This is a genomic window from Mesorhizobium sp. MC2-1-1 (assembly GCF_057597255.1).
This window is the reverse complement of sequence record NZ_CP195205.1, coordinates 975633-990243: the sequence shown is the minus strand read 5'-3', so window position 1 is coordinate 990243 and position 14611 is coordinate 975633. Positions and strand designations below refer to the sequence as shown.

16 protein-coding genes are annotated in these 14611 nt (G+C 63.8%); 7 read left to right on the top strand and 9 right to left on the bottom strand.

Annotated elements, in window-relative coordinates; all coding sequences use genetic code 11:
- Nucleotides 1–6: 6 nt before the first annotated feature.
- The gene (locus ACR64R_RS04925; RefSeq protein WP_487360565.1) at nt 7–414 is read right to left on the bottom strand and encodes a hypothetical protein; all 408 of its coding nucleotides are present in this window, start codon (nt 412–414) and stop codon (nt 7–9) included.
- A gap of 420 nt (nt 415–834) precedes the next feature.
- On the opposite strand from ACR64R_RS04925, the gene ACR64R_RS04920 reads away from it, so the two are divergent.
- Nucleotides 835–1377 (top strand): J domain-containing protein, encoded by a 543-nt coding sequence (locus ACR64R_RS04920; RefSeq protein WP_487360564.1) that lies wholly within the window; start codon nt 835–837, stop codon nt 1375–1377.
- 200 nt (nt 1378–1577) lie between these two features.
- On the opposite strand, the gene ACR64R_RS04915 is transcribed toward ACR64R_RS04920, so the two are convergent.
- Nucleotides 1578–2330, bottom strand: a complete 753-nt coding sequence (locus tag ACR64R_RS04915; RefSeq protein ID WP_487360563.1) for a hypothetical protein — start codon at nt 2328–2330, stop codon at nt 1578–1580.
- A gap of 359 nt (nt 2331–2689) precedes the next feature.
- On the opposite strand from ACR64R_RS04915, the gene ACR64R_RS04910 reads away from it, so the two are divergent.
- Nucleotides 2690–2962, top strand: a complete 273-nt coding sequence (locus ACR64R_RS04910) for a hypothetical protein (protein ID WP_487360562.1) — start codon at nt 2690–2692, stop codon at nt 2960–2962.
- Between the two features lie 105 nt (nt 2963–3067).
- Here the strand turns inward: ACR64R_RS04910 and ACR64R_RS04905 are convergent, their stop codons facing one another.
- The 4 genes from ACR64R_RS04905 to ACR64R_RS04890 all read right to left on the bottom strand — a co-directional run bounded on the left by ACR64R_RS04905 (nt 3068) and on the right by ACR64R_RS04890 (nt 5597).
- On the bottom strand, nt 3068–3352 hold the full coding sequence (locus ACR64R_RS04905) for a hypothetical protein (RefSeq protein WP_487360561.1): 285 nt from the start codon (nt 3350–3352) through the stop codon (nt 3068–3070).
- 142 nt (nt 3353–3494) lie between these two features.
- On the bottom strand, nt 3495–3905 hold the full coding sequence (locus ACR64R_RS04900; protein WP_487360560.1) for a TadE/TadG family type IV pilus assembly protein: 411 nt from the start codon (nt 3903–3905) through the stop codon (nt 3495–3497).
- Nucleotides 3895–4335 (bottom strand): TadE/TadG family type IV pilus assembly protein, encoded by a 441-nt coding sequence (locus ACR64R_RS04895; protein ID WP_487360559.1) that lies wholly within the window; start codon nt 4333–4335, stop codon nt 3895–3897. Before ACR64R_RS04895 ends, ACR64R_RS04900 begins: the two co-directional genes overlap by 11 nt.
- A 5-nt stretch (nt 4336–4340) precedes the next feature.
- Nucleotides 4341–5597 carry a TadE/TadG family type IV pilus assembly protein gene (locus tag ACR64R_RS04890; protein WP_487362377.1) on the bottom strand — a complete coding sequence of 419 codons (1257 nt, stop codon included), beginning with the start codon at nt 5595–5597 and terminating at the stop codon, nt 4341–4343.
- A 275-nt stretch (nt 5598–5872) separates the two neighbouring features.
- On the opposite strand from ACR64R_RS04890, the gene ACR64R_RS04885 reads away from it, so the two are divergent.
- Entirely contained in the window at nt 5873–7090 is a 1218-nt protein-coding gene (locus ACR64R_RS04885) for a DUF7305 domain-containing protein (RefSeq protein ID WP_487360558.1), read from the top strand.
- A 70-nt stretch (nt 7091–7160) separates the two neighbouring features.
- Here ACR64R_RS04885 and ACR64R_RS04880 read toward each other — a convergent pair whose 3' ends face one another.
- A complete protein-coding gene (locus ACR64R_RS04880; RefSeq protein WP_487360557.1) occupies nt 7161–7391 on the bottom strand; it encodes a hypothetical protein in 231 nt (76 codons plus the stop codon).
- 436 nt (nt 7392–7827) lie between these two features.
- Between ACR64R_RS04880 and ACR64R_RS04875 the strand changes: the two genes are divergently transcribed.
- Together ACR64R_RS04875 and dinB are read left to right on the top strand one after the other, a co-directional pair.
- Nucleotides 7828–8208: a cupin domain-containing protein gene (locus tag ACR64R_RS04875; protein WP_487360556.1), complete on the top strand. Its 381-nt coding sequence runs from the start codon at nt 7828–7830 to the stop codon at nt 8206–8208.
- Between the two features lie 194 nt (nt 8209–8402).
- Complete coding sequence (gene dinB, locus ACR64R_RS04870) at nt 8403–9665, top strand: DNA polymerase IV (RefSeq protein ID WP_487360555.1); 1263 nt, start codon at nt 8403–8405, stop codon at nt 9663–9665.
- A 72-nt stretch (nt 9666–9737) separates the two neighbouring features.
- Here the strand turns inward: dinB and ACR64R_RS04865 are convergent, their stop codons facing one another.
- Nucleotides 9738–10472: an outer membrane protein gene (locus ACR64R_RS04865; RefSeq protein ID WP_487360554.1), complete on the bottom strand. Its 735-nt coding sequence runs from the start codon at nt 10470–10472 to the stop codon at nt 9738–9740.
- 143 nt (nt 10473–10615) lie between these two features.
- Entirely contained in the window at nt 10616–11614 is a 999-nt protein-coding gene (locus ACR64R_RS04860; protein ID WP_487360553.1) for an AraC-like ligand-binding domain-containing protein, read from the bottom strand.
- Nucleotides 11615–11966: 352 nt separating this feature from the next.
- Here ACR64R_RS04860 and ACR64R_RS04855 point away from each other — a divergent pair, with 352 nt between their 5' ends.
- Both ACR64R_RS04855 and ACR64R_RS04850 read left to right on the top strand, forming a co-directional pair.
- Complete coding sequence (locus tag ACR64R_RS04855) at nt 11967–13193, top strand: patatin-like phospholipase family protein (protein WP_487360552.1); 1227 nt, start codon at nt 11967–11969, stop codon at nt 13191–13193.
- Nucleotides 13194–13780: 587 nt separating this feature from the next.
- Nucleotides 13781–14536, top strand: coding sequence for an outer membrane protein (locus ACR64R_RS04850; RefSeq protein ID WP_487360551.1), 756 nt, complete (start codon nt 13781–13783; stop codon nt 14534–14536).
- The last annotated feature ends 75 nt before the right edge of the window (nt 14537–14611 follow it).

Genomic DNA, 14611 nt, shown 5'->3' with positions numbered 1-14611 from the left:
CCTCGATCAGCGCGCCCTGGCAGTCGCCGACGAGCGCACGGGCTGCGCGGACGAGAACACCGTAACGGCAAAGACCAGCACGCCGGCGGCGACGATCAGCGAACCAATGCCCAGGATCGGCTCCACGGCATCCATGCCATAGGCGTATTTCAGGTAGAGCGGCGGCAGCATCACCACGAGGCCAAGCGTGTATAGGCCGTAATGGATCATGGCGAGACGCTTCTCGGCCTTGGCCGGATTGAGCGCGTAGTAGCCGCCGAAGATGGCGCTGGTGACCCAGCCCAACAGGTTGAAATGCGCATGCGCCGGGAAAGCCCCGTGGTCGCCCGAAATGCCCATCTTGATGCCGATGGCGATGCCCAAAAGGAAAAAGACGATGGCTGTCCTGAAGAAGAGTTCCGATACCCGTGGCATTCTGCTTGTCCTCCCAATGCCTCTGTAAACCCCGAATCCGTGAAGTCTATATCCGACAAGCCATCTTTGCCATGGCGCGCTTAAGTCGGTGAGGCCTTGGGACGAAAGCCGCAAGGCGGCCTCGCGAAAAATGGCTCGCCTCTTTCGAGGCGAGCCAAAGAGGAGCCGGGCTTGAGGTCGGCCCCATCCAGGTTGCCACCTGAATTCCAAACCGGGCCAGCCTAGCAGAGGCCGAAGTTTATTCCAGCCCGGGCGGGCTGAGACAATTGGGTTTTCAGCCCTGGTGGCGTGTCGCCCCGGGAAAAACGGCCTGTCACGGGGGCGGTGTCAGAACCTGCCTCGCGCCTTGCATATGTGCTACATTTGGGCAATGTTTCGGGTCGGGGGAGTGGTTTCCGTAATTGCGGAAGCACGGATTACATGTTCATTGACTACTACGAAGTTCTGGAAATAAGCCCGAACGCCAATTCTGAGACGATCGAGCGGATTTTCCGCCATTTTGCTATGCGCTACCATCCCGACAATCGGGAAACAGGCGACGAATCGCGCTTCAGCGAAATCGTCGAGGCCCACAATACGCTAAGGGATCCAGTCAAGCGGGCGCAGTACGACATCCTCTATCGCGAGCATCTCGGCCTTCGCCACGAGCTCACGGAGGCCGCGCGCGACGGCGGCGGCATGGACAGGGACGCCGCCATCCAGGCCAATCTGCTCTCGCTTCTCTATGTGCGGCGTCGGCGGGACGTCAACAATCCCGGCATCGGCGACGACGAGCTCGAACGCCTGTCGGGCTGCCCTCGCGAACACCTGGAATTTCACCTGTGGTATCTCAAGGCGAAGGGCTTCATCGGCAGGACCGAGAACGGCACGTTCGCCATCACGGTCGAAGGCATCGACCACGCGGGGGGCATACACGGCCGGGACCGTCCCGACGCCACCCGCCTGATCGATCACGCCGGCTAGAGCTTTTCACCGTTCATAGAAACGGCGAACCGCTCTATCTCTTTGTTTTCACGCAATTCCGAACGGAAGACCGCTCACACTTTTCCTGGAATTGCTCCAGGGCAATTGCAGGAATGCCGCCGGGGCGTGGCCCGGCGGCATTCATTCATTCACCAGTCGGGGCACGCAACACCCGGCACCCCTGGTCGGCCAACCGGCCTTTACGGCGTCGTCATCGCGGCCGCCGCCTGGTCGATCTTGCCGGCCAGCACGCCCTTAGCCCAGTTCGTCACCTCCTGATCGACCGGCTTGTTCGCCATGTCGGCGAGGGCCGTATCCAAGGAGGCGTCCGTGGGCGGCGGGTTATTGGCAACCGCGGTCTGCGCGTCGGTGATCGCCTGGGCGTCGGTGGTGCTGATCGTCGTAGTCAGCGCGGCGATCTGATTTTCGAGGTCGGTGATCGTCTGGGGCGGAGTGGTGGGATCCGCCTGCGCCGTGGCCAGCTGTGCCTGGAGACCCGCCAGGGTGGCCTGGTCGGCGGCCAATTTGGCGTTTGCCGCGTCAAGCGCGGCTTGCGCGTTCTGGGCTGCCGCAGCCTGCGTCACATAGGCCTGGACACCGGCGAACTTCTTGCTCTTGGAATGCATGTAGGCGTTGATGTTGCGTTGCAACGAATTCAGCCGCCCGAGCTTGGCGTGAATGTTCTGCTCGTTCGGCGTGGCGGCGGTCGTCGTGTTGTCGGGCGAGCTGTCGTCCGACGCGGTGTCGGTGCCCTTGTTGTGGCCCGGGGCCGAGGCCGAATTGCCGTGCGTTGCGCCGCTGTTGCCGTTGCTGCCAGCGTTGCCGCCACCGTTTCCGTTGCCGCCATTGCCATTGCCGCCGCCATGGCCGTTGCCGCCTGCGCCGGCAAGCGCCGGGGCTGCCGCGAGCGCCAGAACGGCAAGCGATGCCAGAAGTGTCTTTCGCAATGTCATTGTGCTTCTCCGCAGATGAATCTTCACCATGCCCAACCGCTAGGTAGCCTCTTATGAGAATTTCCTAACGGTGGGAGATAAACTTTAGTCAATTGCGGTCGCCAAATGAGAGCAGGCCCGCCGGCGTCCGCAAATTTCCGCAAGAAATCGCTTTAACCAATTGAAATTCAATAGAAATAAAAAAGGCCGAGCGCGCTTGGGCCGTTTGGAACAATGAGGGCCCTTGTCCCGCCGGACCATGGTCCCAGGGGTAGTTGCAACCGCGAATTTCCCGCAATCGTGAATATGTGCATCATCGGAACCCTGTCCGGCGGCCAGGGTTAAAAAAGCGAAGGGACATTGCCAGAAGGACAGTCATCATGAACCGAATTCTTCTCACTGCCGCCTTTGTTGCTTTGTCTTGCGGTCTGGCCACAGCCCAGTCCTCGTCGTCATCGTCCACCACTACGACGATGCCCAGTAGCCAGGACACGGACCAGACCACGACGAAATCAACCAACTCGAATTCGGCAAAGGATTGCGCGCCTGGGCAGCAGGCCGGCAGCGCGAAGCAGGCAGCGCCCGGCCAGCAGGACACGAGTGCCAAATCGAACGCTCCCGGCCAGATGAAAACGACGACGGAAGGCTGCTAGGCACAGCCAAAACGATTTCAGGAGAGTCCCCGCGGCGCCGCCCGGATTGCGCGGCGCCGTGGCCGTTGAGGCCGAGCTATGTCCCTGTCCGTTGAACCGAAGGTGTCAAAGCTTCGTGCCGTCGGCGTCCGTTCCCGTGTCTGACCCGGCGTCTGGCTCCTGACCACCTGAACCGGTCGGGGAAAGCGCCGTCAGATCCATCCGGGCGATCCGGGACGCGGCCTTTCCTTGCGCGCTCGGGTCGTCGGCATCCGTCTCGGAAACCGAGGCCTTTGCAAGATGGCCAATGCTTTCGGCACTGTTACCTGGGAAGGCCTCCGACGAAACACGGGTTTTACCCGGATGATGCACCAGGCTGGTGCCGTGCTGGCTTCCAACAACAGAGGTCATGGCTGCGCTCCTGATATGGATAACAGCAAATTCCTAGCATTCCGGGCTGGAGCCAGACTTGCGACTTTAGAGATTTCTAAGATAGCGCACTGATGCCACGTCCGCCGCCGGGCCTGACCGCTTGCGGTTTCCTGGAATTGCTCTAGCCGCTGACCAGCGGCACGGTCACGGAGGTGGTGTAGTTGATCGGATAATCGCTGAAATAGGGGAAGCTGATGACGAAGGCGTAGCTGGCGTTCACATGGGCCATGGTGAAGCCGCCGCTCGGCGGATCGGTGGTGATGGTGACGCTGACATTCTGCATGCCGAGCGCCTGCAGCTTCTGCGTGGCGATCGTCTGGATGTCGGCCTGCTTCAACGTGTTGTTGAGCTGCAGCGAGCGCGCCGAGGCCTCCAGCGCATAACGCACGCTCGATATGGTGTTCATCGACCAGCCGAAGGCGAAGACGCCAAACAGGATCATGATGAGGAACGGCGCGACCAGCGCGAATTCGATACCGGCGCCGCCGGATCGGTCGCCGGCAAATGACCAAGGTCTTTGCCTAGCGGACACGGACCACCTGCAGATGGCCGATGGCGGTGTTGTCCGGATAGGGACCGAAGCTGAAGGGAGGATCCCAGGTGGCCGAGGCCTGGATCTGGACGAAGACCGAGGGCAGCTTCGAACCACTGCAGATGGTGGTCGAGGTCACGACGGTGGTTCCGCACTGGTAGGTTCGGGTCACCGCTACCGCCGCGTCAGCGGGCTTGTTGTCCCAGCTCGCCAGCGCGGCGGCCTGGGTGGCGCTGTCGTCGGTTCCGCCCGCCATGACCAGATTGGCCGCGGTCTTCACTCCTGCCCGCATCGCCAGCGAGCTGCTGACATAGGACCAGCCGTCGATAATGCCCAGAAGAACAGCGCACAGCACCGGCATGACCAGAGCAAGCTCCACCGCGGCGATGCCGGCGCGGTCCCTGCCGAAACGGATTGCCGCCCCCCTCATCGCCTCTACTCGACGACCGCAACCGACTGGGCGGCCGGAATGTCCTTCATCCCGAGGCTGGAGCAATTCTGGTTGATCGTCGAATTTCCAGACCACTGGATGGTGTCGGCAACCACCTGCGTGCAGCCGTTCACGCCGGAAAAGTTGCCGAGATAGTTGACCTGCTGCCGAGGAAAATAGATGGCGCCGGTCAGGAGCGAGTTCGCCGTGCCGTTGAAGGTGCTCTGCGCCGCGGTCCCCGTCCTGTCGCCGTAGAACAGCAGGCCGGAATAGGTACCCGAGGTCGGCGCGCTCAGCGTCACGGTGGCGTTGCCGTTCATGCTGACGGTGTTGCTGCCGGACATGAAGATGGTGACGCCGCTGCCCGAGACGACGGCGTTGGCGTTGATCTTCATGCTGCCCTGAACGACATAAACGCCGGGGGAAAGCGTGACGTTGCCGTTGAGGCTCATGCCGCTGCAATAGGTGCCGGGTTGCAGCGTCTGCGATGTCTTGTTGCCGTTGACGCTCTTGCATGGGTTGGTCGCCGCGGGCGCCGGCACGCTGGAGAACGGATCGGCCGCAGGCAAGGCCTGGGTGATCGGCGACTTGCAGACCGTGGTCACGGGATTGTTCAGAACGACCCCGCCCGCGGTGATGAGGCAATCGGTCTGCAGCCCTGCGGAGCCCTGCACCTTGATGGAGTCATTGGCGATCGAATCCGACATGACCGAGCAGCCGGTGAGCTTGACGCTGGTGCTGCCGGAAAACAGCGCCGCCTGCGAAGCCGACTGATTCAGCGCCAGCACGCAGGCCTTCGAAGCATCGTTGATCAACGCCACCGCCCTCGCCTTCTCCGGCACCTTGGTCTCGGTGAAGATGGAGGTGAACATGCGGTCGAGGTTCTGGTTGAGGATCACCTCCACCGCTTTCTTGGCCGTGTTCGGCCCCGAGGTGGGCGGCGTGTTGACGACGATGGTGCCGCCGCCCAGCCCGTTCGAGGCCGCCGACGAGGCGGCGGCGGCGGTGATGGTGGCGGTGTCTGAGCCCGCGATCTTCTCCAGCGCGCCGGCATAGGCGGCCGCGTCGGCGATCGCCTGCAGCTTCAGGCTTGAATAGTACCAATAGGAGGTCTCGACGCCGAGCCCTGCGCCGCCGATCACGACCGGCAGGGCGAACGCGAAGATGGTCGCGACATTGCCGCCCTTGCCGTTGCAAAAGCGTCGAGCGGTCAGTCGCGAAAAAATGTCTCGAAAGTTCCGACCTGAAAAGGCCATTGCCATGTGCACCCGCGATATCCCAGCGGTGACGTCACCATTGCGATGTGAACGAATGCCTAATTTTTTCGCTCGACTTGCGTCGTTAGGACCGCAGCGTGTCCCCACCCCCGTCTTGCGCCGCACGCACTAAGACTTAAGGCCCACCATCTTTCAGACCTAAGATGTAACTATCAGTAAAACCGTATATTTTAGCACTTTCTGCATTTTATCTTTTTTGGAAATCCCCCGTAGAGACAGCGTGCCTATCACTGTCGCATATGCGACGAGGGCGGCCTTCCATGTTTGCGCGTTTCTGGACTTCAAGACGGGGCAATTTCGCGGTCGCGACCGCGGTAGCCGTGGTGCCGGTGATGCTTGGCCTGGCGGCTTCCATCAACCTCATCGGCACCAGCGACGACGCCGCCCAGTTGCAGAATTCGCTGGACGCGGCCAGCCTTGCGATCGGCACGAAGTACCAGCCGGGCATGTCGGCGGCCGACATGCTGCAACTCGGCCAGACATATTTCGCGGCCAATATGAGCGCCGGCGATGCGCAGGAGCTTTCGGGCAGCCTCGCGGCCTTCCAGGCCAATGCCAGCGGCGATCCGAGCGCCTACTTCATCAAGACCTCGTCGAGCATCAGCCGGCCGGCCTTCCTGGGCGCCATGCCGCCCTGGCAGGCGACACGGAGTGCCTCGGTCAGGGTCAAGCCCGGCGCGCTGGCTTGCGTGCTGGCGCTCGACCAGCACGCCGACAACGCGGTCAACATGCAGGGCTCCACCAATGTGTCGATGAGCGGCTGCGTGATCGCGGCCAATTCGGACGCCGCCGACTCCGTCAACCGCGGCGGCTCGGCTGTCGTCGGCGCAGCTTGCGTCTCGACCGTCGGCCGCACCCAAGGCTTGACGCCGCCCAACGCCACCCTTTCCTGCGGGACGCCGCTCGAGAACCAGTATGCCTCGTTCGATCCGCTGGCCGACGTCGTTCCCCCGGCCTACACGCTTTGCCTGCCGATACCCAACGGCAAAACCGTGACGCTCTCGCCGGGCACCTATTGCGACAAGACCCTGTCGGGAAAGATCACGCTCAATCCGGGCACCTACATCATGCGCAACGTCGTGATAAAGCCCGGCGGCAACGGCAGCCTGAGCGGCCAGGGCGTGACGATCTTCCTCATGGAGAACTCGCAGCTCTACGTCAACGCCAACGAGCAGGTGAACCTGTCGCCGCCGACCAGCGGCCCCTACGCCGGCATCACCATCTACCAGGCGCACGGCAACACGCAGGCGCTGACGATGAACGGCGGATCGGGCTCGGTGGTGAGCGGTTTCATCTACGCCCCCGACGCCCCCATCACCTACACGGGAAACTCCGATATGAGCGCCCAGGGCAGTTGCCTGCGGCTGGTCGGCGATACTGTCACCATGACGGGAAACTCGGCAGTGAAGTCGGACTGCTCGGCCGAACTCGGAGGCCGGGCGATGTATGCGGGCCGGATGATCACCCTGGCAAAGTGAGCTGGCAGCGCGAAGCGGCCGCGACGGCCAAACGCTTGCCGGGAACCGGCAGCGCGGCCGCCTTGCAAGATCACGCGATTATGTCTGCGCCGGGCCGTTCGTCGAAGAGCACCGAGCAGCCGCGCTCGAGCGCAACCTGCGTCAATGCGTTGGCCGCATCTTCGTCCGAAGAGACGAAATCGCCCGTCAGGACGCGCAATTCCTCGACGGCCCTCGACATCGGCACGACGCGCCCGGTCGAACGGTCGCTTGCGCATGCGTCGATGACGCACAGAAGGTCGATGAGTTCGAAATTTTCCATGGCGGCCTCCGCCAGCGCCGTCCCTTCGCCCAGTCAACGGCGCGAGACGCGGACTGGTTCCCTCGCCTGCCTCCGAAAGCTCTCGGAGAAGGCGTGCCCGCCATATCGCAGGAATGGCGGGCACGCCGAGGTCGACCGCCGATGAAGGGACTTTGTCCGGCGGCTTGCTAGCCAATGCAATGAAGCCGTTGTTGTTTCATGGAAATCGGCGCCTCGGGCCTCTGCGTCAACGCGGTGAGACTTCGGTCCGAACATCGCCTGGGACCCTCGCCCGACGGTCGGAATATCCGCCTCCAGGAACGGTAGGCCAGCGCTCGGCCGAGCCCGCTGTCGCCCCAATTACATTAGTAATCACTCATAAAATGGCATATGAATATCGTTGCGGTCGCCAACGATCGCAACGTTTGGCGCCGCTTTACGCACGGGAGGGAAACCCATGGCCGAAGTTGCAATGAACGTGACGAAACTCGAATCCAAATCGCACGACAATCCCGACGAGGTCCGCTCGCCCGCCAAGACGCGTGTCGAAATTGTCCGGTTGCCGGGCTATACGCTCGGGCGGATGAAAATGCAGCCGGGCTGGAAATGGTCCGAATGCGTGAAGCCGGTGGTCAAGACCGACAGCTGCCAGGTCTCGCATGTCGGCTATGTCGTGTCCGGCTCGATCACGGTGCGGATGACCGATGGCACGCAGAAGACCTTCGAGGCCGGCAGTTCCTACACCATCCCGCCTGGCCATGACGCGTGGGTGGAAGGCAACCAGCCGTTCCAATGCATCGAGGTGCTGAGCGCCGAGCAATACGCCAAGCCGGCATAGCGGGTACGACCGCTCCGCGGCTTTGGAAACGAAGAACGAGGCGCCATGGGTGGCGCCTCCCAGTCGCAGCTTGCGCGATCGAGCGTGGCGGCTTGACAGCGAGCCGCTTTTGTTCTCTTTATGTTCTGCCTATTCCCCTTGCAACAGACACAGCTAATGCTGCAACGCCACACCAACGGCCGTGGGAGCTCGCGATGGCCGCCACGAACAACGCCGCGCCCGCCACCATACTGCACGCCGATCTCGATGCCTTCTATGCCTCGGTCGAGCAATTGCTCGACCCGTCGCTGCGCGGCAAGCCGATCGCCGTCGGCGGCGGCGTGGTGCTGGCCGCGTCCTATGAGGCGAAGGTGTTCGGCGTGCGCGGCGGCATGCCGGGCCGCAAGGCACGCGAGCTCTGCCCGCGGCTGATCTTCGTTGGCGGCCATTTTTCCGAGTACCAGCGCCTCGGCGACGCCGCCATCAAGGTGCTCGACGATTTCACGCCGGTTGTCGAACGCATCTCGATCGACGAGGCCTTTGCCGACGTCGCCGGTTGCACGCACCTCTTCGGCCCACCCGACGAGATCGCGCGCAAAATCCGTCACCGCGTGAAGGCCGAGCTCGGCCTGCCGATCTCGATCGGCGTGGCGCGGACGAAACATCTCGCCAAGATCGCCTCGCAGGTGGCCAAGCCCGACGGGCTGGTGGTGGTCGAGCCCGGCACCGAGCTCGAATTCCTGCACGACCTGCCCGTCACGCTGATGTGGGGCGTCGGCCCGGCGACCCAAGCGAAGCTCGCCGAGATCGGCGTCGAGACCATCGGCCAGCTGGCACGCACCCACAGCGGCGCGCTGGAGCGGTTGATCAGCCACGCCGCCGGCCGGAAGCTCGCCGCGCTCGCCTGGAACCGCGACCCGCGCAAGCTGCAGACACATCGCCGCGCGATCTCGGCCGGCGCGCAATCGGCGCTGGGCAGGAAGCCGGCGGTGCCGCGCGTCGTCGTTCCGACGCTGCTGCATCTGGCCGACCGCGTCGCCAGCCGCCTGCGCGCCAAGGACCGGCCCGGGCGCACGGTGACGGTGCGCGTGCGCTTCGCCGACATGCGCGCCGTCACCCGCTCGATCACGCTCGACCAGCCGATCCAGGCAACCGCGATGCTGGCCGAGATCGCCGGGGAGCTTGTGCGCGGGATACTGGCCGCCCATCCGCGCGAGCGCGACATCACGCTGCTGGCCATTTCCGTCTCGCATCTGGAGGAGACGCACGATCTGCAGCTCGAACTGCCGCTCGGCCTGGCCGACGAGAAGCTCAAGCCCGGCAGCCGCAAGGGCCTCGCCCGCTTCGACGCCGACCGCGCCATCGACAAGATCCGCCGGCGCTTCGGCAAGGAAGCCGTCGGCTACGGCACGGTGGCGCTGGAAGGCCCGCGCTCGGTGCCCGACGGGTTCAGGGAACTGGCGGAGAAGGAGCTGTGAGGATGGAGTTGCCGGTCTCCCCGACAAGCGAAGATGGACGGTGGCGCGGCCGTCTCCGCCGCTGATGCAGCATTACCAGTATGCCCAGCACCGTCCACAGGTCAGAAACGGTAGTTCAGGCCGAGGCGAACACTCTGGAGATCGTTGCCACTTGACGTTGTCGGTGGCGTTGTGGATCGGCAAGGCGGCGGTCCGCTCGCCAAAGGCGGCGTAGAGATACTCGCTCTTGATCGACCAGTGGCGGTCGATGGCATATTCGAGGCCCGCGCCCACGACCGCGCCGGCGAGCAGATCGGACTTGCTGAAGTCCATCGAAAGAGGAACATCCCGCCAGCTGTTGGCGACCTTCGCCACGGCAAGGCCCGCGGTCGCATAGACCAGGGCGTTCGAGAAGGCGTAGCCCGCCCTGATACGGGCCGTGCCCAGCGCATCATAGCTGGTCTCATCGGGAAAATTCGTCGTGTTGTTGACGGTGTTGATCAGCGAGGAGTCGTGGAAGTACTGCAAATCGGCTTCGACGCCTAAGACAAAGGCGCCGTTCTGGACGTTGTAGCCTGCCTGGATGCCGCCGATGAGGTTGCCCAGGCCCTGGCTGTATTCAAAGGGTTGGTTCGCGAGCGTCAGATGCGTGTCGGTCGTCCCCCAGCCGTAGCCGGCGTTCACGCCGGCATAGAAGCCGCTCCAGTCGAACGCTCCCGGGACGGCCTGGGCGTCGGCCGCGCGCGCGGCCGGCCCACCGGCGAAAATGGCCGCCGCCGCGCAAGCGAGCGCGAAGCCCAGGCTGGAAATGGAATTGCGATACCGCATAGCTGCCCCCGCATGATTTCAGATCGGCCGGACCATAAGCGAGGAGCCGGCGGCCGGCTTGGAACCGGCGCGACCGCGCCTTGGACCCGGCGCGACTGCAGGCGCTTCACGGGAACTGTTGCAGAAGGGTGGCGCGCCGGCCGTCAGCGGGCCACTAGCGCCGCCTGCCTGACATCGGTCGGCGTCGCGCCGAAGCGCAGGCGGAAGCGACGGTTGAAGTAGGAGATATCGGCAAAGCCGGCATCGTAGGCGAGAGCACCGACATGGACCCCGACCAGGCGCGGGTCGCGGAGCGCCCGGTGCACGGCGAGGAGGCGCTGGTCGAGGACATAGTCGGCGAAGCTGGTGCCCTGCCCGCGAAAGAGCTTCCGGACATAATCCGGCGTGATGGCCTGGCGCCTTGCGACATCCTCGGCCGAAAGGCCGGGCACATGGAGATTGGCGGCGATGTCGGCCATGACGGCCTGCAGCCGTGCGGCGCGAAGGCCCCGGCCACGCGCTATCTCGACGGCGTCGCCCTCGTCCGAGAGCGTCAGCGCCAGAAGATCCTGGACATGGGTGGCCACCGAGTGTCGAAGCCCTGGTGAATCAAGCGTGCCGGCGCCGCCGATCATCCGCATGTAGTCGACGAGAAGGCGCAGCGCCCCGCGGCCCGCGTCGATGGACCGGACGAGATGCCGCTCGAAGCCGGGTGCGATCGCGGCCAGCGAAGCCCGCGGCATGTAGAGGCTAAGATAGCGGCCGGCTTCGACCAGCGTGTGGGTGGCGGGCTCGCTGGTCAGCATCATCACCGCCTGGCCGGGCAAGGTCAGCGCCTCGCGGTTCCGTTGCGCGGAGTGGCCGCGACCGGCGAGCACCGCAATCAGCATGACCATGTCGGTGGCGTTCTTCAGGTGGCGGCCCCTGATGCGATAGTGGGCATCGCTGCGGCTGCCGGCGGACAGGCTGATTCCCGGCAGGGACCGCAACGTCACCTCGGCCCGGAACGGATCCTTGCCGAAGGGATCGATCTCCAGGTTGAACAGCTTGTGACCGTAGAGTTCGAGCCAGATGCCCAGCCGGTCGCGCTCAGGCAGCGAGCTGGTCGACAAATGCACAGACGCGCCCGGCGCGATGTTCTGGATAACCGGCAAGCCCACCATCCCGCCGCTCCTCCAGCGGCACGAAACCGGCCAATGTTTCGGCGAGACCAGCCGGCTTGTCAAACGGCCCCCAGCTTAACCTGCGGCTTGCTTCACCATGAGCGCGGAGCACCTGGACACGACCCCCCATGAACGTGGCCTGTTCCGCGCCGCGGCCGGGCGCGCGGGGAGTGCCGGCCAACAGGTTCGGGATAACGCAGCCCGTCTCCCTCCCCCGAAGGGAAGATCGGCGGATGGAAGGTCCGCGATTCCGCCGCTTGCCAGAATGGCCGCGCTGCGTTGATCTGGGGGCAACAGCCGCGTCCGACGCGCCGGGGTCCGGTTCGTATGGCCCGGCGAGACGGGAGAGCTTATGGACGACCCAGCGCTTGCGGTGACCGACATCAAGGCCGAGCGCTACGATCTCGGCCTTTGCCTGTCGGGCGGCGGCTACCGCGCCATGCTGTTCCATGCCGGCACGCTCTGCCGCCTGAACGAAGCCGGACTGCTCGAAAGGCTCGACATGGTGAGTTCGGTCTCGGGCGGCTCGATCGCGGCCGGGCTTCTCGCGGTGCTTTGGCCCCGCTTCATTTTCACGGGCGGCGTTGCCACCAATTTCGAGATCTATCTCGACAGGATACTGAAATTCTCGCAGGTCTTCCTCGACGCGCCGTCGATCTTCAAGGGCCTGCTCAACCCGTTTTCCAGCGCCGCGCGCGAAGTCGCCGCCTGCTATGAGCGAGATTTGTTCAACGGCTCCCGGCCGACGTTGAAAAGCCTGCCGGAAAAGCCCTGGTTCGTCTTCTGCTCCAGCAATCTCGACACCGGTTCGCTGTTTCGCCTGTCGCGGCGCTACATCGCCGATTACCGCATCGGCCTTGCCTATCATGCCGACCTGCCGGTGGCTCGCGCCATCGCCGCCTCGTCGGCCTTCCCGCCCTTCCTGTCGCCGCTCCGGCTCGACCTCACGCCCTTCGCCTGGGACAATGACAAGCTCGACCCCTCGGTCGGCGCGCCAGTGCCGCCTTCCCGTGCCGTTCTGACCGATGGCGGCGTCTACGACAATCACGGCATCGAGCCGGCGCTGAAGCGCTGCCGCTGGCTGTTGGTGAGCGATGCCGGCGCGCCCTGGCGGGCCTCCAGGGCAGGCTACTGGAACTGGTTCTCGCAGTTGAAGCGCGTCCTCGACACCACCGACAACCAGGTGCGCTCGCTGCGGCGCCGCGATCTCGTGGCGCGTTTCCAGGCCGCCAAGGACGCCGACGAGCGCGGCCTGCCCGATGACGCGACCCGGCCCGGTTATGCGGCGACGCGCGGCGTCTTCTGGTCGATCGCCAGCAGCCCGGGCGCGACCGAGCCGGCTTTCGTGCAGACCGCCGCCACCGCGCCGGCGGATATCGCCACCGCGCTGCATTTCCTGGGCAGCGAAGAAACGGTCGACCTGGTGAACTGGGGCTATTGCGCGGCCGACCAGGCGCTGCGCGCCTGGTACGAACCGGCGGTCGCCGCCGGCAAGGGCGTGCCGCTGAAAGCGGGCGATGTGAAGCCGGGCCGCTGCGCGAAGCTCTCCAAGACGATGATGAGCGCTTTCGGAGCGTGAGCTCTTTCAGCGCGCCCGGCCCACCTCTCGCCTCATCGGCCAAGGCTCGTGCGGCAACCAGGCGGGCGCGGCTCGTGGACACCGTCGCCGAACCAATGCTCGTGCTGGACGAGGGCCCGCGCGTCCAAAGCGCCAGCCGTGCGTTTTTCGATAGATTCAATGTCGATCGCTACGAGGCGATCGGGAAGCACCTTATGGACTTGGTGACGGCCAATGGGACATTCCCGAATTGCGCCGACTTCTTGCGGAGTTCATCCCCAGAACCACGGCGTTGATCGACTATGAAGGCGAGCACGATTTCTCTTGGGCACCGGGTGATGTCGCTGCGGGTGAATAACGGTGCTTTGCAAGTCGGCTGCCAGATGAAGAGGATCCAAGGAAAATCCGTCCTCGACAAGCGTGAGCATATCTGAAGGCCCGCAGGCACTGGTCAGTCGCGGACACTTCGCCGAAAGCCCTTATATTAGCTCCTTCTTTCAAAGAAGATGTAAATACAAGTTCAAACAATAGTGCGTCTATTTTATCACAGACTCCGTACATGAATATAAATATAGTCTATCTGGGTTTTTATGTTGGGGAGCACGTCCATGAAGAGATTTATCGCAATTGCCGCGATGGCCGGGCTTGGTGCGACCGCTGCTTCGGCTGCGGACATGGCTGGTCCGGTCGCGGGGTCCGCCTATGATTGGAGCGGCTTCTACGCCGGCGCGCATATCGGCGTGGCCAATGGCCACATCAAGGCGACGGACGCACAGCAGCCGGATGGCGGATTCTACACCGATACCGGCGGAGCGGGATCGACGTTCAATTTCAACGATACAAACGTCGCCGGTGGCGCGCACATAGGCTACCAGGCCCAGTGGAACCAGTTCGTCCTCGGCGGCGAGGCGAGCTGGACCGCAACCGGAATCGACAAGACGATCACCAGCCCCTACTTTCCGCTCAGCGACACCGAGACCGGCAAGCTGAAGCATTACGCGACGGTGGTTGGCCGGGTTGGCTATGCCTTCGATCGATTCATGGTTTATGCCAAGGGCGGTTATGCCGGCGGTGAAGTAAGCTTCAGGGCCTATGATTGTTGTACCCTGGCCCAAGGGGTCGGCTACGAGCAAAGCGGATGGCAGAACGGCTATGCGGTCGGCGCGGGAATCGACTACGCCCTGACCGACAAGCTTGTGCTTGGCGTCGACTACACGCATATCGATCTCGGTTCGAAGACCAGAACCGGGAACAACGTGTTCGACGACGGCTCGCTCGGCTCCAATCCCGAAACTTTCAAGGTCAAGGCTCGAGCCGACGCCGTCATGGCACGCCTCACCTATAGGTTCGGCGCCGGTTTCTAGCCTGGCAGAATCCAGGGTTTGCCACGACTTCCCTTCTTCGGGACAAGTGCGAGGTCCGCACTCGAAGGAGAAAAA